17 protein-coding genes are annotated in these 20,331 nt (G+C 62.9%); 11 read left to right on the top strand and 6 right to left on the bottom strand.

Going from position 1 to position 20,331, the window contains the following annotated elements; genetic code table 11:
- The first annotated feature begins 137 nt into the window (after positions 1–137).
- Positions 138–359 (top strand): cold shock-like protein CspD, encoded by a 222-nt coding sequence (gene cspD / locus CPH57_RS05080; RefSeq protein WP_004928349.1) that lies wholly within the window; start codon positions 138–140, stop codon positions 357–359.
- 87 nt (positions 360–446) lie between these two features.
- Here the strand turns inward: cspD and macB are convergent, their stop codons facing one another.
- Entirely contained in the window at positions 447–2,393 is a 1,947-nt protein-coding gene (gene macB / locus CPH57_RS05075) for a macrolide ABC transporter ATP-binding protein/permease MacB (RefSeq protein ID WP_046686766.1), read from the bottom strand.
- Entirely contained in the window at positions 2,393–3,508 is a 1,116-nt protein-coding gene (macA, locus tag CPH57_RS05070) for a macrolide transporter subunit MacA (RefSeq protein ID WP_033642548.1), read from the bottom strand. Before macA ends, macB begins: the two co-directional genes overlap by 1 nt.
- Positions 3,509–3,702: 194 nt before the next feature.
- Between macA and CPH57_RS05065 the strand changes: the two genes are divergently transcribed.
- Positions 3,703–4,656, top strand: a complete 954-nt coding sequence (locus CPH57_RS05065; RefSeq protein WP_046686765.1) for a VirK/YbjX family protein — start codon at positions 3,703–3,705, stop codon at positions 4,654–4,656.
- 14 nt (positions 4,657–4,670) lie between these two features.
- Here the strand turns inward: CPH57_RS05065 and CPH57_RS05060 are convergent, their stop codons facing one another.
- A complete protein-coding gene (locus CPH57_RS05060; RefSeq protein ID WP_033642546.1) occupies positions 4,671–6,329 on the bottom strand; it encodes an ATP-dependent endonuclease in 1,659 nt (552 codons plus the stop codon).
- A 187-nt stretch (positions 6,330–6,516) separates the two neighbouring features.
- On the opposite strand from CPH57_RS05060, the gene CPH57_RS05055 reads away from it, so the two are divergent.
- The 5 genes from CPH57_RS05055 (at position 6,517) to ltaE (ending at position 13,314) form a co-directional block, all read left to right on the top strand.
- A complete protein-coding gene (locus CPH57_RS05055) occupies positions 6,517–7,413 on the top strand; it encodes a lysine exporter LysO family protein (protein ID WP_004928363.1) in 897 nt (298 codons plus the stop codon).
- Positions 7,414–7,593: 180 nt separating this feature from the next.
- On the top strand, positions 7,594–9,243 hold the full coding sequence (gene hcp, locus CPH57_RS05050) for a hydroxylamine reductase (protein ID WP_033650659.1): 1,650 nt from the start codon (positions 7,594–7,596) through the stop codon (positions 9,241–9,243).
- A gap of 56 nt (positions 9,244–9,299) precedes the next feature.
- A complete protein-coding gene (hcr, locus tag CPH57_RS05045) occupies positions 9,300–10,301 on the top strand; it encodes an NADH oxidoreductase (RefSeq protein ID WP_096242104.1) in 1,002 nt (333 codons plus the stop codon).
- A gap of 199 nt (positions 10,302–10,500) precedes the next feature.
- Positions 10,501–12,222 carry a ubiquinone-dependent pyruvate dehydrogenase gene (gene poxB, locus CPH57_RS05040; protein ID WP_096242103.1) on the top strand — a complete coding sequence of 574 codons (1,722 nt, stop codon included), beginning with the start codon at positions 10,501–10,503 and terminating at the stop codon, positions 12,220–12,222.
- 75 nt (positions 12,223–12,297) lie between these two features.
- Positions 12,298–13,314 (top strand): low-specificity L-threonine aldolase, encoded by a 1,017-nt coding sequence (gene ltaE / locus CPH57_RS05035; RefSeq protein ID WP_096242102.1) that lies wholly within the window; start codon positions 12,298–12,300, stop codon positions 13,312–13,314.
- A gap of 29 nt (positions 13,315–13,343) precedes the next feature.
- Here the strand turns inward: ltaE and CPH57_RS05030 are convergent, their stop codons facing one another.
- A complete protein-coding gene (locus tag CPH57_RS05030) occupies positions 13,344–13,691 on the bottom strand; it encodes a DUF1294 domain-containing protein (protein WP_033642539.1) in 348 nt (115 codons plus the stop codon).
- Positions 13,692–13,841: 150 nt separating this feature from the next.
- Here CPH57_RS05030 and CPH57_RS05025 point away from each other — a divergent pair, with 150 nt between their 5' ends.
- Together CPH57_RS05025 and CPH57_RS05020 are read left to right on the top strand one after the other, a co-directional pair.
- Positions 13,842–15,281 (top strand): DUF2867 domain-containing protein, encoded by a 1,440-nt coding sequence (locus CPH57_RS05025; protein ID WP_047572070.1) that lies wholly within the window; start codon positions 13,842–13,844, stop codon positions 15,279–15,281.
- 158 nt (positions 15,282–15,439) lie between these two features.
- The gene (locus CPH57_RS05020) at positions 15,440–16,450 is read left to right on the top strand and encodes an NAD(P)-dependent oxidoreductase (RefSeq protein ID WP_004928393.1); all 1,011 of its coding nucleotides are present in this window, start codon (positions 15,440–15,442) and stop codon (positions 16,448–16,450) included.
- Here CPH57_RS05020 and CPH57_RS05015 read toward each other — a convergent pair whose 3' ends face one another.
- Positions 16,451–17,287 (bottom strand): N-acetylmuramoyl-L-alanine amidase, encoded by an 837-nt coding sequence (locus CPH57_RS05015; RefSeq protein WP_046686759.1) that lies wholly within the window; start codon positions 17,285–17,287, stop codon positions 16,451–16,453.
- A gap of 187 nt (positions 17,288–17,474) precedes the next feature.
- Here CPH57_RS05015 and CPH57_RS05010 point away from each other — a divergent pair, with 187 nt between their 5' ends.
- A complete protein-coding gene (locus tag CPH57_RS05010) occupies positions 17,475–19,040 on the top strand; it encodes a DUF3300 domain-containing protein (protein ID WP_096242101.1) in 1,566 nt (521 codons plus the stop codon).
- Between the two features lie 53 nt (positions 19,041–19,093).
- Here CPH57_RS05010 and CPH57_RS05005 read toward each other — a convergent pair whose 3' ends face one another.
- The gene (locus CPH57_RS05005) at positions 19,094–19,417 is read right to left on the bottom strand and encodes a heavy metal-binding domain-containing protein (RefSeq protein WP_004928400.1); all 324 of its coding nucleotides are present in this window, start codon (positions 19,415–19,417) and stop codon (positions 19,094–19,096) included.
- A gap of 159 nt (positions 19,418–19,576) precedes the next feature.
- On the opposite strand from CPH57_RS05005, the gene CPH57_RS05000 reads away from it, so the two are divergent.
- Positions 19,577–20,119 carry a lipoprotein gene (locus tag CPH57_RS05000; RefSeq protein ID WP_033642535.1) on the top strand — a complete coding sequence of 181 codons (543 nt, stop codon included), beginning with the start codon at positions 19,577–19,579 and terminating at the stop codon, positions 20,117–20,119.
- Positions 20,120–20,331 lie beyond the last annotated feature (212 nt).

Genomic DNA, 20,331 nt, shown 5'->3' with positions numbered 1-20,331 from the left:
CGATCATTTGCTCTAGAGTGTAAATTCGTGGCTGGTGGTCTTTTAACCACCCCTTGTCCACCCTGCTACTCGCCCACGGCGAGTGCGAAATCAGTTATTCATCTCACTTAAAATAGCGTTGCGAGGGATGTAAAAGCATGGAGACGGGTACTGTTAAATGGTTTAACAACGCCAAAGGTTTTGGCTTCATCTGCCCAGCCGGCGGCGGCGAAGATATTTTCGCGCATTATTCCACAATCAAGATGGATGGTTACAGAACGTTGAAGGCGGGCCAGCAGGTCAGCTTTGACGTGCATCAAGGGCCCAAAGGCAACCATGCCAGTCTTATTGTGCCAGTGGAAAGCGAGGCGCTGTCCTAAACGCTTCCGGCAGCGTCGCGCTGCACTGACTCTGACTGCGATAAAAATGCCAGCCGCCGTGTGACTGGCATTTTTTATGCCTGTGACTTACTCGCGCGCCAGCGCATCGATCGGATTCAGCCGCGCGGCATTGCGCGCCGGCAGATAGCCGAACACCACGCCGATGCCGGTGGAACAGAGGAACGCACTCAGCAACGCCGCCGGCGGGAAACTGATCTGCCAACCCGGCAACACCAGCTGCACCGCCAAACCGATAGCGAACGACAACGTAATCCCCAGCGCCCCCCCCACCAGACAAACCAATACCGCCTCGATCAGAAACTGCTGCAACACATCGCCGGAACGCGCGCCCACCGCCATGCGGATGCCGATCTCGCGCGTGCGCTCGGTCACCGACACCAGCATGATGTTCATCACGCCGATGCCACCCACCACCAGCGAAATCACCGCCACCAGCGTCAGGAACAGCTGCAGCGTGCGGGTGGTTTTCTCGGCGGTTTGCACCAGGCTGTCCATGTTATAGGTGAAGAAGTCCTTTTTGCCGTGGCGCAGCGTCAACAGGCGCGACAGCTGCTGTTCCGCTTCCTTGCTGTCGTAGCCGTCGCGGATGCGCACGGTGATCGAGTCGAAATAATTGTTGCCCATCAGCCGGTTGGCCATGGTGCTGTAAGGCACCCACACGTTCAGCGTCTTGCTGCTGCCGAACATCGACTGCTTCTCCTTGGCCACGCCAACCACCGTCGCCGGCATGTTGCCCACCAGGATCACCTCGCCCACCACGTTTTTCTGGTGCGGGAACAGCCGCCGTTGGGTATTGGCGTCGATCACCACCGTCTGCGCCTGCGACTGCACCTGCATCGGATCGATGCCGACGCCCTGGGTAAAGCTCATGCCGTACACGCGGAAGAACTGCTCGCTGACGCCGTTGACATTGGCCGCCGCATCGACGTTGCCCAAGCGCAGCCGCATGCTGCTGCTGATGCTCGGCGATAGCGCGCTGATATACGGCTGTTCGCGCAGCGCGTCGAGATCGCCGTATTTCAACGATTGCCGGTAGGTCGGATCGTCGTCGCCGAAGTCCTTGCCGGGGTAGATATCGACGGTGTTGGTGCCGATCGATTTAATATCCGCCAGCACCATCTGCTTGGCGGCGTCGCCGATCACCAGGATCGATACCACCGAGGCGATGCCGATAATGATGCCGAGCATGGTCAGCGCGGTGCGCATCTTGTTGGCCGCCATCGCGCGCCAGGCCATGACCAGCGCTTCGCGAAAGCGGCCGCCCATCTGCCGCCAGGAAGGCGCGGCGGCGGCCAGCGTCAGCGGCTTGGCCTGGGCATCCTCCGACGGCGCCGGACGGGAATCGGCGATGATTTCGCCGTCGCGGATCTCGATGATCCGTTCAGCCTGACGCGCCACCGCCGGATCGTGAGTCACCAGGATCACCGTGTGGCCCTGGGCGCACAACTGTTTGAGGATCGCCATCACCTCTTCACCGGAATGGCTGTCGAGCGCGCCGGTCGGCTCATCCGCCAGGATCACCTGCCCGCCGTTCATCAGCGCGCGGGCGATACTGACGCGCTGCTGCTGGCCGCCGGAAAGCTGGCTCGGCCGATAGTTGACGCGCTCCCCCAGCCCCAGACGGCGCAACAGCGCCTCCGCCCGTTCGCGCCGCGCCGCTTTGCCCAGCCCGGCGTACACCGCCGGCACCTCGACGTTATGCGCCGCGCTCAGGTGAGGCAGCAGATGATAACGCTGAAAGATAAAGCCGAAATGCTCGCGCCGCAGCTGCGCCAGCGCATCGTCGCTCAGCGTCGCCACGTCCTGGCCGGCCACCCGATAGACGCCGGCGCTCGGCTTGTCCAGGCAGCCGAGAATGTTCATCAGCGTCGATTTGCCGGAGCCGGAAGCCCCCATGATCGCCACCATTTCACCGGCGTCGATGCTCAGACTGATCCCCTTCAGCACCTCCACCGTCTGCTCGCCGGAACGGTAGCTGCGGCGAATGCCGTTCAGCTGCAACAGCGCCGCCATCAGCCGGCCTCCACGCCGCCGCGGCTGACGATCACCTCATCGCCCGCCTCGAGCCCGCTGAGGATCTGCACATCGATATTGTTGCGCAGGCCGATGGCCACCTCACGCTTCTCTTCCTTGCCCTGTTTCAGCACCGAAACGTGGTAGCGATTGTCGGCGATCTGATCGCCCAGCGCCGCCAGCGGGATCACCAGCGCCTGCTGGACGCCGGCCAGTTGAATGTGCACCTGCGCCGTCATTTGCAAGCGCAGCAGCCTTTCCGGGTTGGGCACTTCGAAACGCGCGTAATAGAAGATGGCGTTGTTGACCTTTTCCGGCGTCGGCTGAATGTCTTTCAGCACGCCGTCGAAGCGCCGGGTCGGATCGCCCAGCACCGTGAACCAGGCCTTCTGACCCGGCTTGAGGTTAATGACGTCGGCCTCCGAGACCTGCGCCTTCACCAGCATGGTGCCGAGATCCGCCAGCGTCAGAATGTTCGGCGCCTGTTGCGCCGCGATCACCGTCTGGCCCTGCAGAGTGGTGATCTGCACCACGTCGCCATCCATCGGCGCTTCGATGCGGGTATAGGCCAAATTGATCTTGGCGGTATCCAGGCTGGCCTGGTTGCGGGCGATCTGCGCATTGATGGTGCCTACCTGCGCCTTCTTCACCGCCAGCTGCGTCGCCGCCTGATCCAGATCCTGACGCGATACCGCCTGCAGTTTGGCCAGCGCCTGGTTGCGCTGCAGCGTAACCGCCGCCAGCTGCTGTTCCGCCTGCGCCTGCAGCAGCTGCGCATGCAGCTCGCGCAGCGTCGCCTCGCCTTCACGGATGCTGTTCTGCGCCTGTTGCGGATCGATAACCCCCAGCAACTGACCTTTTTTCACCTTGTCGCCGATCTCGACATACAGCTTTTCCAACTGCCCGCTGACCTGCGCGCCGACGTCAACCTTGCGCACTGCGTCCAGCTGGCCGGTCGCCAACACGTTCTGCTGCAGATCGCGCTTGGTGACCTTTACCGTTTTGAAATCGGTCGGCGCCGGATGGCGGAAGTGCCAAACGGCCGCCGCGGCAATCGCCGCAATCACCGCCAGTGCGAGTATCCAGCGGCGTTTATGTCCTTTAAACCCTGTCAAAATTGACCTGCCTGTGCTTGTGAATATCGACCGCCCATTGCGGCGGCGGAGCTAAATTAGCACGCACCGTAGGGAATAACTAAACCTTAGCTCAACACAATGTGGAGACACGCTTGGTTACAGTTCGGCATTGAACTCCCGTTTAGTGAAGCCTTGATGAAATAGCGCCATTCAACACAGCCAAGGATTTCATCATGTCACAGCTCAGCTACCCACTCGCCTCCGCCCGGCCGCTTAACGGCTGGCAACTGATGACGGCGCTGATCAATGGCGAAAAGGCACCGAGCAACGCCTGGAAAAAAACCTCGTTTCGCCTGAAGTTTCTCGGCCGTTCGCTGCTCAACTGGCGCACCACCAGCGGCCTGCTCAGCACCCTGGCCAGCAATCCGCTGCTGGAGGAGATCCTGAGCGCGCAGCCGAACCTGCCGTGCAAACTGCATCGTCCCTACCTGGCGGCCAACATGAGCAAGATCGAATGCCTGTTCGCCCTGCGCGATCATTACGATCTCATCGTACAGCGCATGCCGCTGAAGATGCGCCTCGGCCACCTCGGCCCGCACGCCTTCGTGCTGGCCAGCGCGATGGGCAAGAACGAAGCGCCGATCACGCTGGAGCTGGCGGCGATCGACAAACTGAATAAGGAAGGGGAAGCCACGCTGCTGCTGCGCAACGCCAACGGCGTGATGCTGGCGGAGATCACCTTTGCGCTGATGCATTATCAGCAGCAGCCGACGTTGTTCATCGGCGGCCTGCAGGGCGCGAACCATGACGTGCCGCACGCCGAGATCCAGCACACCACCAAAGAGTGTCACGGCCTGTTCCCTAAACGGCTGGTGCTGGAAGGCATCTGCACGCTGGCGCGGCACCTCGGCATCCGCCAGATTGTGGCGGTCGGCAACGCCACCCATATCTATCAAAACTGGCGCTACCAGAGTAAGAAGAAGGACCAACTGCACGCCGATTACGATCAGTTCTGGCTGTCGATGGGCGCCAAACCGCTCGACAGCGGCTATTTCCTGCTGCCCGAACGCATCGCCCGCAAGCCGATCGAAGAGATCGCCAGCAAGAAGCGCGCCGAGTATCGCCGCCGCTATCAGCTGCTGGACGAGCTGGAACAGGGATTGGCGGCGCACTTCTGCGCCCGATAACACCCGGCGGGCCGTCAGTCCGCCCGGCCGCGCGCCAGCCAGATCACCCGAGAGAACATTTTCTTCAGCAGCGGCGGCACCGAGTCCGTGCCCCATTCGCCGGCCTGCATCGCGACCTCGATCGCCAGATCCGGCTTCGAAGAGTGGTGGACCGCTTTCAGGATCACCTTGCGCACCGGCATCTGCGCGTTGAGCGGCACCGACGCCATCCGGTGATAAACCGGGCCGAACCCTTCGCGGAACATGAAGTGCTCCATGTCCGGCGCCGGCAGCGCGGTCAGCCGATCGCGCTCGTTGTCTTCATGATTGTCCAGCAGGCTGCGCACGGTATTGGCGTACTTTTTGCCCGCCTCGTCGCCGTCCACCAGCGCATGCCACTCGATGCCCATGCGGCGGGCAAAGCGCAGCAGCGGCTTCAGGCCGCACTGGGCGAATTCGATGACCCTCACCCCTTCCGCCTCGAAATGGTAGCCGCACTGGCGCGCCAGCTCGTTCAGCAGCCACACTTCGGTCTCGCCTTCCACCAGCAGCCAGCAGCGAGCGAACAGCGACGACGGCCGGTTGAAACGGATGTGAAACGCGATGCGCCGCCCGTCTTCGGCGCTCAGCCCGCGCGGCCCGAGACGATAGGTCGCGACGCGGCCCGACTCGCGCACCAGCCGGCACACGTGCTCCACCGGCACCAGCGACACCAGTTCGCTGGAGTTGGTGGTGGTGATGCGCTGCAGCGGCAGCTGATTGAGCAGCCCCCAGGCCACCGAGAGCATGATCGGATGCAGGCGAGTTTCCGGGTCTTCCACCAGCAGCAGCGGCCGGGCGTGCGGATCCAGCTTGACGTCGCCCTTGGCCTGCAGCAGGGTGGAAAACATGCCCAGCAGGATCAGACGCATGCTGCGGCTGTTCGGCTCGGCGACCATGCGGTTGATGCCGTCCAGCGCGCGCCAGGCGTCCTGCTCCGGTTCACCGCCGCGGCGGCGCGGCCGCGCCACCTGCGAGCTCTGCTCGGCAAAGTAGTGCTCGAGCAACTGCTGCATCGCCGCCAGCCCCTGACGCAGCTCGCCGTTGGTCAGCTTCTGCGGATTGCGCACCAGCTCGCGCGTCAGCTGATCCAGCTGCTGCGCCAACGCCTGGGTATCGGGTTTGCGTTCATCGCCGAGGCTGCTGGGGCGCAGGCGGCGAATAAAGCGCGCGTCGCGCAGGCGCAAAACCGGGTGGATGCGGATGATCGCGTGGGCCAGCTGTTCGATATGGTGCAGTTGAAAGGCGTTGCCGTCGGCGTCGAGAAAACCGCGCCAGGTACACACCGTACCGTCATCGGCCAGCTCGCCCTCGCAGCGGTAGTGAATGCGGCTCAGGCCGTCTTCCCCCTTGACCCACAACGGCGTCAGATGGCGGTAGCGCGGCAGGTGCGCGTGGCCGATGTCTTTCTCGCAGAAGGTGAATACCACCTGCAGGTGGCGCTCTTTGGCCGCCTCCTCACCGGGGGGAAAATGGAAGTCGTGCGCTTCAAATCGATACAGTTTCTGCTCCGGCGCCAGCAGCAGCGTCAGCGCATCCAGCAGGCTGGATTTACCCCAGGCGTTTTCGCCGAGCAACAACGTGTTATCGTCCAGCATCAGGGACAGCCGATTAATACCGCGAAAACCTACAATTTCGATACGCTCCAAGAACATCCGCCGCCTCCCGTGCGCGCCGTCGCCTCTTCAATGAGGCGACTTTCACAGAGCATGGTCAAAAAACCCCTTGCAGGTCAAGCGGCCAGCGTCAAATCTGCCGCTTTACTCCGGCCGGGCTTTTGGTTAGCGTGTGCTCCTCGCCGCCGTTCGGCGCGCTTCAAAACTCAAGGACACAAGCTGCACCATGTACTCAGGACTGTTGATTATTCTGTTACCGCTGATTGTCGGTTACCTCATTCCCTTACGCCATCGCCCGCTGCTGGTGCTGATCAACCGGCTGCTGAGCTGGATGGTGTACGTGATCCTGTTTTTCATGGGTATCAGCCTGGCGTTCATGGAAGATCTCAGCAGTAACCTGGTGCTGATCTTCCAGTACAGCGCGGTGTTCTTCTTCTGCATTCTCTGCGCCAATCTGCTGTTGCTGGCGCTGCTGGAGCGGCGCATGCCGTGGCGCAGCAGCCATAAACAGGAAAAGCTGCCTTCGCGCGTGCACATGGCGCTGGAGTCGCTCAAGCTGTGCGGCGTGGTGCTCGGCGGCTTCCTGCTCGGCCTGACGCAGTGGCAATGGTTGCAGTTCGCCCATAAAGGCAGCGAATATGCGCTGATCTTCCTGCTGTTGCTGGTCGGCATTCAGTTGCGCAACAGCGGCATGACGCTGCGCCAGATCGTGCTCAACCGCCGTGGCACGCTGGTGGCGTTGGTGGTGACCGTCGCGTCGCTGGCCGGCGGCGCGCTGGCGGCGCAGCTGCTGGGGCTGCCGGTCAAGGCCGGGCTGGCGATGGCCTCCGGCTTCGGCTGGTATTCGCTGTCGGGCATTCTGATCACCGACGCCTACGGCCCGGTGATGGGCAGCGCCGCGTTCTTCAACGATCTGGCGCGCGAGCTGGTGGCGATCATGCTGATCCCGACGCTGGTGCGCCGCAGCCGCTCCACCGCCCTCGGCCTGTGCGGCGCCACCTCGATGGACTTCACCCTGCCGGTGCTGCAGCGCAGCGGCGGGCTAGACATGGTGCCCCCCGCCATCGTGCACGGCTTCCTGCTCAGCCTGCTGGCGCCGGTGCTGATCGCCCTGTTCTCCTGATCCTTTCCCCTGGGGGCCGCCCGGCCCCCAAAGGGTAATAATTCCCATCCGCACGGCAAAATTGCGCTAAATCAAACTTGCCCACAGTAGTCGCACAAAAGCCTTTTGCAACCCCGATCGCCGATCTATGCTTTTAAACAAGCATTACAAATGCAACTTTAAAAATAAAAGGAAGCGACTATGTTCTGTGTGCAATGTGAACAAACCATCCGTACCCCGGCAGGCAACGGCTGCGCGTATGCTCAGGGCATGTGCGGCAAGACGGCGGAAACCTCCGATCTGCAGGATCTGCTGGTGGCGGCGCTGCAGGGGCTCTCCGCCTGGGCGCTGCAGGCGCGTTCGCTGGGCATCGTCGACCACGAGATCGACAGCTTCGCCCCGCGCGCCTTCTTCTCCACCCTGACCAACGTTAACTTCGACTCTCAGCGCATCATCGGCTACGCGCGCGAAACCCTGCTGCTGCGCGATTCGCTGGCCGCCCGTTGCCGGCTGCTGGACGCCGGCGTACGCGTCGATCACCCGATGGCGGCGCTGCAGCTGGCCGGTGACGATATGCCTGCGCTGCTGCAACAGGCGGCGCAGTTTGCTCTCAACAGCGACAAGGCCGAGGTCGGCGACGACGTCCACGGGTTGCGCATGCTGTGCCTGTACGGCCTGAAAGGCGCGGCGGCCTATATGGAACACGCGCACGTGCTCGGCCAGTTCGACGAGCAGCTCTATGCCGACTACCACGCCTTTATGGCCTGGCTCGGCACCCGGCCGCGCGACGTCGATACCCTGCTGAACAACGCCATGGGCATCGGCAAGATGAACTTCAACGTGATGGCGATCCTCGATCGCGGCGAAACCCAGGCCTACGGCGATCCGCAGCCCAGCGCGGTCAACGTGCGCCCGGTGGCCGGGAAAGCCATTCTGATCTCCGGCCACGATCTGAAAGATCTGCGCATGCTGCTCGAACAAACCGAAGGGCAAAACGTCAACGTCTACACCCACGGCGAAATGCTGCCGGCGCACGGCTATCCGGAACTGAAAAAATTCAAGCATCTGGTGGGCAACTACGGCAGCGGCTGGCAGAACCAGCAGACGGAATTCGCCAAATTCCCCGGCCCGATCGTGATGACCTCCAACTGCATCATCGATCCTAACGTCGGCAACTACGGCGATCGCATCTGGACCCGCAGCATCGTCGGCTGGCCGGGCGTCAACCATCTGGAAGGCGACGACTTCGGCGCCGTGATCCGCCAGGCGCAGGGCATGAACGGCTTCCCTTACACCGAGATTGAGCACCTGATCACCGTCGGCTTCGGCCGCCAGACGCTGCTGAACGCCGCCGACACGGTCATCGACCTGGTGTCGCAGAAAAAACTGCGCCACGTCTTCCTGGTCGGCGGCTGCGACGGCAGCCGTGACGAACGCAGCTATTTCACCGACTTCGCCCGCAGCGTGCCGCAAGACTGCCTGATCATGACGCTGGCCTGCGGCAAATACCGTTTCAACAAACTGGATTTCGGCACGCTGGAAGGGCTGCCGCGCCTGCTGGACGTCGGCCAGTGCAACGACGCTTACTCCGCCATCATGCTGGCGGTCAAGCTGGCGGATACGCTCGGCTGCAGCGTCAACGAGCTGCCGCTCAGCCTGGTGCTGTCGTGGTTTGAACAGAAGGCGATCGTCATTCTGCTGACGCTGCTGTCGCTGGGGGTGAAAAACATCGTCACCGGCCCGACCGCGCCGGGCTTCCTGACCGACAACCTGATGGCGATCCTCAACGAGAAATTCGGCCTGCGTCCGATCACCACCGTCGAGCAGGATATCGCCGCGCTGCTCGCCTGATGCCGTTACGTTATGGGGCCGCCTGCGCCGGCCCCTTTGCTTTTTGAGGTGCCCCGATGACTCAACCCACTCCGCTTTGCCCGAACCGCATGCAGGTGCATTCCATCCGGCGTGAAACCGCCGACGTCTGGACGCTGAACCTGATCTGCGACGTTTTCTATCCCTATCAGGCGGGCCAGTTTGCGCTGGTCAGCATCCGCAACAGCGAGGAGACGCTGCGCGCCTATACGCTCTCCTCCTCGCCTGGCCAGAGCCGCTTTCTCAGCATCAGCGTGCGCTGCCTGCCGGACGGCGCCGGATCGCGCTGGCTGACGCAAGAGGTCAAGCCCGGCAACACGCTGTGGCTGTCCGACGCACAGGGCGAGTTCAGCTGCGAGCGTCACCCGGCCGATCGTTATCTGATGCTGGCCGCCGGCTGCGGCGTGACGCCGATCGTCTCGATGTGCCGCTGGCTGACCGCCAACCGTCCAACCTGCGATATCGCCGCGATCGTTAACGTGCGCACCCCCGCCGACACGATTTTCGCCGATCAGTGGCGCGCGCTGTGCGCCGCCCATCCGCAGCTGCGCCTGACGCTGATGGCCGAGCAGGATCTGCAACCCGGCTACCTCAGCGGCCGTATCGATGAACAGACGCTGCGGCAGGCGGCGCCGGATATCGCCGAACGCACGGTGATGACCTGCGGTCCTGCGCCCTACATGGATCAGGTGGAGCAGCTTTGTCGCCGGCTCGGCGTGCCGGCCGAGCGTTTCCATAAAGAGCAGTTCCACACGCCGACGGCGCAGGCCGATGCCACCGAAGGGCTGACGCTGCGCGCCGCCCGCCCGCTGCGCGAATTCCGCGTGCCGGTCGGCAGCACGCTGCTGGCGGCGATGGAGGCCCATGCCCTGCCGGTCAACGCCGCCTGTCGCGCCGGGGTGTGCGGCTCATGCAAAACCCGCATCCTCGAGGGCGACTACACCACCACCAGCACCATGACGCTGAGCGCGGAAGAAATAGCGCAAGGCTACGTGCTGGCCTGCAGTTGCCAACTGCAGGGTGACGTCACGCTGGCGTGATCCCCTGGCCCCATCACCGCGATGGGGCATTTATCGGCAAGTTCCCCGCGCCCAGCCCGGTTACACTTTTCCCCGTTCTACGCTCTTTACCCTTCCTGACCGCATCTCGTCCACAGCCGGTAAGCTATGCTTGCAGTTGTTCTGCTGCCACTCACCGGATCGAGTCCACATCGTTTTTCAAACCATGTTTGGGGGAACCATGAAGCAAACCGTAGCCACACTGATCGCCAAAACGCTGGATCAAGCCGGCGTAAAACGCATTTGGGGCGTGACCGGCGATTCGCTCAACGGCCTTAGCGACAGCCTGCACCGCATGGGCACCATCGAATGGCTGGGCACCCGCCATGAAGAGGTGGCCGCCTTCGCCGCCGGCGCCGAAGCCCAGCTTACCGGCCAGTTGGCGGTGTGCGCCGGTTCCTGCGGCCCCGGCAACCTGCATCTGATCAACGGCCTGTTCGACTGCCACCGCAACCATGTGCCAGTGCTGGCGATCGCCGCACACATCCCTTCCAGCGAAATCGGCAGCGGCTACTTCCAGGAAACCCATCCGCAGGAGCTGTTCCGCGAATGCAGCCACTATTGCGAGCTGGTTTCCAACCCGGAACAGCTGCCGCGCGTGCTGGAGATCGCCATGCGCAAGGCGATCCTCAATCGCGGCGTGTCGGTGGTCGTCTTGCCGGGCGACGTGGCGCTGCGCATGGCGCCGGAAGACGCGGCCGTGACCTGGCATACCCCGGCGCTGCCGCTGGTGCAGCCGCCGATGAGCGAGCTGAACAAGCTGGCGGAAACGCTGAACAAGGCGAAGAACATCACCCTGATGTGCGGCAGCGGCTGCGCCGGCGCGCACGATGAAGTGGTCAAGCTGGCCGAACTGCTGCAGGCGCCGGTGGTCCACGCGCTGCGCGGTAAAGAACATATCGAATGGGACAACCCGTACAGCGTCGGCATGACTGGACTGATCGGTTTCTCCTCTGGTTATCACGCGATGATGAACGCCGACACGCTGGTGCTGCTCGGCACCCAGTTCCCCTATCGGGCGTTCTACCCCACCAACGCCAACATCATTCAGATCGACATCAACCCCGGCAGCATCGGCGCGCACTGCCCGGTCAATATGGCGCTGGTGGGCGACATCCACACCACCCTCACCGCCCTGCTGCCGCAGCTGGAGCCGAAGCGCGATCGGGCGTTCCTCGACAAGGCGCTGGAGCATTACCGCAACGCGCGCAAGGATCTCGACGGGCTGGCGACCGCCGGCGACGACCAACCGATCCACCCGCAGTATCTGGCGCAGCAGCTCAGCCACTATGCCAGCGACGAGGCCATCTTCACCTGCGACGTCGGCACGCCGACGGTGTGGGCCGCCCGCTACGTGAAAATGAACGGCAAGCGTCGCCTGCTCGGTTCGTTCAACCACGGTTCGATGGCCAACGCCATGCCGCAGGCGATCGGCGCTCAGGCCACCGCGCCGGAGAAACAGGTGATCGCCATGTGCGGCGACGGCGGCTTCACCATGCTGATGGGGGATTTCCTGTCGCTGGCGCAGCTCAAGCTGCCGGTGAAGATCGTGGTGTTCAACAATAGCGTGCTGGGATTCGTGGCGATGGAGATGAAGGCCGGCGGCTACCTGACCGACGGCACCGATCTGCATAATCCGGACTTCGCGGCGATCGCCAATGCCGCCGGCATCAAGGGCATCCGCGTGGAAAAAGCCTCGGAGCTGGACGGCGCGCTGCAGGAGATGTTGGCGCACCCCGGCCCGGCGCTGCTGGACGTGGTCACCGCCAAGCAAGAGCTGGCGATGCCGCCGCAAATCAAGTTCGAACAGGCGAAAGGCTTCAGCCTGTACATGCTGCGCGCCATCATCAACGGCCGCGGCGACGAAGTGGTCGAGCTGGCGAAGACCAACTGGCTGCGCTAAGCAAGCTGCCCCGGTGAAATAAAGGGTATATGATGCCATGTACCCTTTTCCTCTCCCTTATATTCCAGGAACCCTATGCTTATCGATCTACGCAGCGACACCGTCACCCGCCCCAGCGCCGCCATGCGCCAGGCGATGGCTCAGGCAGAAGTCGGCGACGACGTCTACGGCGATGATCCGACGGTCAACGCGCTGGAGGCGGAAGCGGTGCGTCTGTCGGGCAAAGAAGCGGCGCTGTTTCTGCCCAGCGGCACCCAGGCCAACCTGGTGGCGCTGCTGAGCCACTGCCAGCGCGGCGATGAATATCTGGTCGGCCAGCAGGCGCACAACTACAAATACGAAGCCGGCGGCGCAGCGGTGCTGGGCAGCATCCAGCCGCAGCCGATCGAGGCCGACACCGACGGCACGCTGCCGCTGGACAAGCTCGCCGCCGCCATCAAACCCGACGATATCCACTTCGCCCGCACCCGGCTGTTGAGCCTGGAAAACACCATCAGCGGCAGAGTCTTGCCGCAGGCCTACCTGCAGCAGGCGTGGCAGTTTACCCGCGAGCGGCAGTTGGCGCTGCATATCGACGGCGCGCGCATCTTCAACGCCGCAGTGGCGCTGAACCTGGCGCTAAAAGAGATCGTGCAGTATTGCGACACCTTCACCATTTGCCTGTCGAAAGGGTTAGGCGCGCCGGTCGGCTCGCTGCTGTGCGGCAGCGAGGCTTTCATCCAACGCGCGCTGCGCTGGCGCAAGATGACCGGCGGCGGGCTGCGCCAGGCCGGCATTTTGGCGGCGGCCGGCCTCTACGCGCTGGAGCATAACGTCGCGCGGCTGCGCGAAGACCATGACAACGCGGTCTGGCTGGAGCAACAGCTGCGGCAGATCGGCGTAGAGATTGCCGAACCCGGCGCGCAGACCAACGTGCTGTACCTGCGCCAAACGCCGGCGCTGGCGGCCAAACTCGGTCCGTGGATGCGCGAACGCGGCGTGCTGATCAGCAGCGGCCCGCTGACGCGCATTCTGACCCACCTCGACGTCAGCCGTCAGGATCTGCAGCGGGTGGTCGAACTGTGGCGGGAGTTTCTTCAGCAGCACGCCTGATCGCTCGGGGCGCAGACCGCGCCCCGCACTCAGAAGATCCAGCGGCCGTAAACCCAGTACCACAGCCCCAGCACCGCCGCCAGATTGAGCGCCACGCTGAGTATGAACCAGGTTTTAAACGGCTGCTTCTGGGTCTTGTGGCGAAACAGCTGCTGCGCCAGCAGCGCGCCCAACCAGCCGCCCAACGCGCCGAACAGCAACAGCGTCGTCTCCGGCACCCGTCGCCATCCCTTGCGCGCCGCCAGCTTATCGCCGCCGTAGATCAGAAACGTCAGCAGGTTGGCCGACAGCAGCCACATCCACACCGGATGCGGCGAGAACAGGCTGGCGATCAGCGCCAGGCCCAGCAGGGCGTAACAAATCACATTGAGTTTCATGGCATTCGGTTTTTCGTGCGATAAGGGGCGCGTAGTGTGAACTCGCGCCGCGGCGGATGCAACCGGCTTATACCCATACAAAAAGTGCATTTAAACCCTGAATTTGGCATCCTGTCGTTCTGCCAATCCTCTACCGCACAAGGCGACCCGATGACACCCCAACGCGTACTGGTTCTTGGAGCCAGCGGCTATATAGGCCAGAACCTGATCCCGCACCTGATCGAACAGGGGCACCAGATTACCGCCGCCGCGCGGCGCATCGAGTGGCTGCAGGAGCAGAACTGGCCGCAGGTCAACTGCCTGTATGTCGATCTGTACCGCCCGGAAACCCTGAGCGCGGCGCTGTGGGAAATCGATACGCTTTACTATCTGGTGCACGCGATGGGCGACGGCGACGACTTTATCGAGAAGGAACGCCAGGCGGCGGAAAACCTGCGCGACGCGCTACGCAATGCCTGCGTCAAGCAGGTGATCTTTCTCGGCGCGCTGCAGCCGAACGACGACAGTTCGCCGCACCTGGCGGCCCGCCGCCTGACCGGCGAGATCCTGCGCCAGAGCGGTGTGCCGGTGACCGAGCTGCGCGCCGGCATCATCGTCGGCCCCGGTTCGGCGGCGTTCGAAGTGATGCGCGACATGGTCTATAACCTGCCGGTGCTGACGCCGCCGCGCTGGGTGCGCTCGAAGTCCTCGCCGGTGGCGCTGGAGAACCTGCTGGTTTACCTTGCCGATCTGCTGGCGCACCCGGCGGAGGAACACCGCATCTTCGACGTCGCCGGGCCTGAATACCTCAGCTATCAGGATATGTTCAAACGCTTTATCGCCATCAGCGGCAAGCGGCGCTGGCTGATCCCGATCCCCTTGCCGACGCGACTGATTTCAGTGTGGTTCATCAGCCTGATCACCTCGGTGCCGACGCCGATCGCGCGCGCGCTGATCCAGGGCCTGAAGCACGATCTGCCCGCCGACGGCAAACCGTTGCAGGCCCTGATCCCGCAACGTCTGCACACCTTCGATCAGGCGGTCACCGCCACGCTGCAGCGCGAACTGGAGGTGGTCGATTCCGCCGACTGGGGCTACGATCCGGCGGCGCGGGCCCGCTGGCGCCCCGGCTACGGCTATTACCCGAAACAGGCGGGATGTTCGCTCGACACCGCCGCTTCCAGCCAGGCGCTGTGGCAAACGGTGCAGCAGTTGGGGGGCGAGGAAGGCTATTTCTACGCCAATATCCTGTGGCGGATCCGCGCCCGCATGGACGACATGATCGGCAACGGCGTGGTCTATGGCCGCCCGGCGCGCGCGTCCCTGGCGCTGGGCGACGAGATCGACGGGTGGAAAGTCATCACGCTGAAGCCGCTGCGGCAGCTGGCGTTGCTGTTCGGCATGAAGGCGCCGGGGCTGGGGCGGCTGAGCTTCACCATTACCGATCGCGGCGATCGCCGCACGCTGGACGTGCGCGCCTGGTGGCATCCGGCCGGCTTCAGCGGGCTGCTGTATTGGTTCGCCATGATGCCCGCGCACCTGTTCATTTTTCGCGGCATGGCGAAGCGCATCGCGACGCTGGCCGAGAACCTGGACCGCCAACAGCGCTGAATGCCGTTCATTTGTCGATCAACCGCACAGTTTGCCGCTGTGCTTCGGGGCTTTCCGATTGCATAGCGCACGAAATCACGGAAGAATGGCATCTTATTTGCTGGGAGCGCCGCAAGCGCCCGCCGGTATTCCGATTTTGGGTGAGAATAGAGTCCGTTATGAAGGTATTGGTCACCGGTGCAACCAGTGGGTTAGGCCGTAACGCCGTTGAATATCTGCGCCGCCAGGGCATCAAAGTGCGCGCCACCGGTCGTAACCAGGCGATGGGTGGCCTGCTGGAAAAAATGGGCGCGGAGTTCATTCATGCCGATCTCACCAACCTGATCTCTTCGCAGGCCAAAGCGATGCTGGCGGACGTCGATGTGCTGTGGCACTGCTCCAGCTTTACCTCACCCTGGGGCACCGAAGAAGCCTTCGAACTGGCCAACGTCCGCGCCACCCGCCGCCTCGGCGAATGGGCGGCGGCCTATGGCGTGGCGCAGTTCATTCACATCTCTTCCCCGGCGATCTATTTCGACTACCACCATCACCGCAACGTAACCGAAGACTTTCGCCCGCAGCGTTACGCCAACGAGTTCGCGCGCAGCAAGGCCGCCGGCGAGCAGGTGATCCAGCAATTGGCGCTGTCCAATCCGCAGACCCATTTCACCATTTTGCGCCCGCAGGGCCTGTTCGGGCCGCACGACAAGGTGATGCTGCCGCGGTTGCTGCAGATGATCAAACGCTACGGCAACCTGCTGCTGCCGCGCGGCGGCGCGGCGATGGTGGACATGACCTATCTGGAGAATGCGGTGCACGCCATGTGGCTGGCGACGCTAAAAGAAGACACGCCGTCCGGCCGCGCCTACAACATCACCAACCAGCAGCCGCGTCCGCTTCGCACCGTGGTGCAGCAGCTGATCGACGATTTGGGCATGAAGTGCCGCATCCGCTCCGTCCCCTATCCGATGCTCGACATGATGGCGCGCGGCATGGAGCGCCTGGGCAGCAAAAGCGAAAAGGAGCCGGTGCTGACCCATTACGGCGTCGCCAAACTCAACTTCGATCTCACGCTCGATACCACCCGCGCGCAGCAAGAGCTGGGCTATCAGCCGATCGTCTCGCTGGAAGAAGGCATCGCGCGCACCGCCCGCTGGCTGAAAGATCACGGCAAACTGCACGGCCTGTAATCAACGCCACGCGCCGTACTTCAACAGCAGCGCATCGATAATCGCCTCACTCTCTGCATCCGGCTCGCCGCGAACATCGTCGGGCCGGAAATGCATCTGAAACGCCGCCAGCACATTGCGCTGCTGCCGCGCATCCCACGACGGGTCGATCGCGTAGCCGTAACGCGCCAGCTTTTCGAGCAGCGGTGCCAGCGGCACCGGCGCCTGTCTGTCTCGCCCCGCCAGCAGCCGCTGCACGTCTGCCTCGTCCGGCCATGCGCCGATGCCGGCCTGCGCCAGTTGCCGCCAGGGGAACAGCGGGCCGGGATCCTGTTTGCGCTGCGGCGCGATGTCGCTGTGCCCCACCACGTCCTGCGGCTGAATGCCATAGCGTTGGATAATGTCGCGGCTCAGCGGAATCAACACGGCGATCTGTTCCGCCGTGTAGGGCTGCCAGTGGGTGAACAGCATGCTGCGGGTGAAACCCTTGTTGACGATTTCAATGCCGATCGAGGTGTCGTTGAGATTGCTGCGCCCGCGCCAGCCGCTGGTGCCGGCATGCCAGGCGCGCATCGCCTCCGGCACCAACCGGTACACCGTCGGTTTGCCGTGTTCGCGCTGCGGGTGCGCCGGCAACAGGTAGTGTGCGCTGACGTGTTCATCGGTCAGCGTTTTCAGTGATGAATGAAAGTCTTCCGCCGTATAGTGCATCACCAGAAACCGAATGCGCTGATCGGCGCCCTGCGCCTGATGCAAGGTTTCGAGCTGGTAAGCGCCACGATCGACGAGCGTGTCCTGCTGCGGATTTTGGCATCCCGCCAACAGCACGGCGGCGATGATCCCTGGCCAAATTTTCACTTATCCTCCTGATTGACGTCCGTGAAAGATGTAACGCGACGCGATTGATCTGTATCCAATCATCACGCTCATCGAGAAATAATGACAGATAGCGCCGATGTGCAAGCGAGTGTTGCTCCCGGCTGGCGGCCTTTCCCGCCCATGATAGTCTCAAAGTATCATCTGCGCTGAAAGAGCGGAGTCGAACATGTTCACGCCACGCTATCTGTCCTGGTTGCTCTGTGCCGCCATGCTGCCGCTCAGCGGCTGCGATCGGCAAAAAGTCGCCGATGCGATGGGCGGGAGCGCCCCGCCCTCGGCCGCGCCCGTCACGAGTGCCAGCGCGCCGGCCTATACGCCGCTGAGCGCCGATCAACTGTACCAGTTGGTCAGCCCGGTGGCGCTGTTCCCCGACAAGCTGCTGGCGCAGGTGTTGGCCGGCGCGGGCTATCCTGACCAAATCAGCGCCGCGGATGCCTGGCTGGCGCAAAACCGCGGCTTGCAACCGGCGGCGCTCAGCTCAGCGGCCGACGCTCAGCCCTGGGATCCCAGCGTGCGCGGCCTGGTGCAATTCCCCGACGTGCTCGATCAAATGGCGAAAAACATCCCCTGGACCACCGCCCTGGGCAGCGCCTACCTAAACGATCCCACCGACGTGATGAACGCCATTCAGGTGATGCGTCAACGGGCGGCCAGCCAAGGCACGCTGAAAAACACCCCGCAGCAGCGCATCGTCGTGGCGCCGACGACGCATTATGTCGAACAGCAGCCCTATCGCCAGCGCGTGGTAGCGGCGCCGGGCGAAACCATCGTCATCGAACCCAGCCAGCCGGATACGGTTTACGTCCCGTATTATGATCCCTGGGTGGCCTACGGCACGCCGATCCCAGCCTATCCGAGCTATCGGTATCAACCTTCGGGCTACAGCGGCGGCGACATGTTGGCGGCCGGCGTGATCAGCTTCGGTGTCGGCATTGCGGTCGCCTCATTGTTCAATCAGCACAACAGCGGCTGGCACAACTGGGATATGCGCTGGGACGATCGACGCCAACCGGTGGTCTACCGCGATGCGCCCTACGTATCGCATTCCACCACCGTGGTGAATCGCGTCACCAACATCAACCAATATAACAACGTGAACACTGTGAATCGCAGCAGCACCAGCACGGTGAACAACTACAATACCGCCGCCGCGCCGGCGCCCCGCGTCACTCAACCGACGCCCATCGGCGCGCCGCAACAGCCGCACGTCGCGCCTGCGGCCCACGCGCCGATGACGTTGCCGAACTTTGCGCATACCCAGCCGGTGGCGCCTCACGTACAGCAGCCGGTAGCCATACACCAGCCGGTAGCGGCCGTCCCGCACGTGCGACAGCCGGTCATCGCGCCTCATGCACAGCAGCCGATGAGCACGCCGACGTTCACGCATGCCGTTCCGACGGCGCCTCACCCGCAGCAGCCGACAGCCGTACATTCAGCGCCGCTGCAGACGCATCCAATGCCGGCCGCTGCGCCGGTGCATCCAGCCGTCGCGCGCCCGCAGGTTCTGCAGGCCCCACACGTCGCTCAGCCGGTGATCCGCGAACCGGCAGCGCCGCAGCATCCGGCGGCGATAAGCCCGATGCCGGCGCCGCAACAGCGCATCATGCCGCATGCGGCCCCGGCGCCGCAGCGCCATCAGACGTCCGTTCAGCCGATGCCGCATCGCCAGGAGCCGGTGCCCACGAAGCCGCAGGAACACCGCCCAATCGTCGAGCAGCACAAGGTGGGATAAATCAAGAGGATGTCGCCCCGGCGGAATGGCCGGGGCGAAAAGAAAGCATGGCGTTAGCGGCTCACTTTCACCGCGGTGCCGCTGACGGTCACCATCAGCATGCTGCCGTCTTTACCAACGGTTTCATAATCGATATCAATGCCGACCACCGCGTTGGCGCCCAGCTCTTTCGCCTGGTCTTCCAGCTCTTCGAATGCGATCAGGCGCGCCTTGCGCAGCTCTTTCTCATAAGCGCCCGAGCGGCCGCCGACGATATCGCGCACGCCGGCGAAGAAATCACGAAAAATGTTGGCGCCGAGGATCGCTTCGCCGGTGACGACGCCGCAGTATTCGGTGATGGTAAACCCTTCCAGGGTCGGGGTAGTTGAAAGCTGCATCAGAACTCCTTGTTTGATTAATTCAACGTATCTATGACCAGAAGATTGGCATTATGTTCGCTTAATCAATGGCACGCAGTACGAATGCAAGGCCAAAAAACGCATTTATACTGTAAGCTATCGGTCTTCATGGTAGAGACTTTCACATAAGGTAATAAGATGAAAACAAAAACGATTGCGGCTGTTTTACCCTTAGCGCTGTTGCTGAGTGCCTGTACCACGGTGGAACCGGCATACAAGGATATCGGCACCCGCAGCGGCAGCTGTGTGGAAGGCGGCCCGGATACGGTCGCGCAAAAGTTCTATGACCTGCGCATCCAGCAAGGTTCCAGCCTGCCGGACAGCAACCGCCTGGCGCAGCTGCAGCCTTATCTGAGCAAAGTGCTGTATCAGGATCTGGTCAGCGCCGCTCAAAATCCGGGCAAGCATCAGATAACCGGCGATCTGTTCTCCGGCAACGCGCAAGGGCCAAGCAGCGCGTCCGTCGCCAGCGCCTCGACCATTCCCAACACCGATGCGAAGAACATCCCGCTGCGCGTTGACTTGAGCTACCAGAAAGACGCCAACAGTACCGTGAACTGGCAAGACGAAGTGCTGATGGTGCGCGAAGGCACCTGCTGGGTGGTTGATGATATTCGCTACCTGAATGTTCCAGCTCACGCCACCAACGGCAGCGTGCGTCAGGTGCTGGAAAACCGATAACCCGCACTCCCCGGCCGACGCGGACCCGCCGCGTCGGTCGTTCCCGTCTCCCCTTGCGCCGCTCAGATTTCGTCCGATAGAAAAAATTTCGCTACCGATCTCACAGCCTGCGCCACAAATCCCCTCCCTCGGCCTGAGTCGCGGTATCTTGTGCTAATCTTTTACTGTCCCGCCGCACACTCATAAATTTTAACGCACAAAGATTGCATAAG

It is taken from the genome of Serratia sp. JKS000199 (genome assembly GCF_900215455.1).
GTDB lineage: Bacteria > Pseudomonadota > Gammaproteobacteria > Enterobacterales > Enterobacteriaceae > Serratia > Serratia ureilytica.
This window is presented reverse-complemented; position numbering and strand designations above follow the sequence as displayed.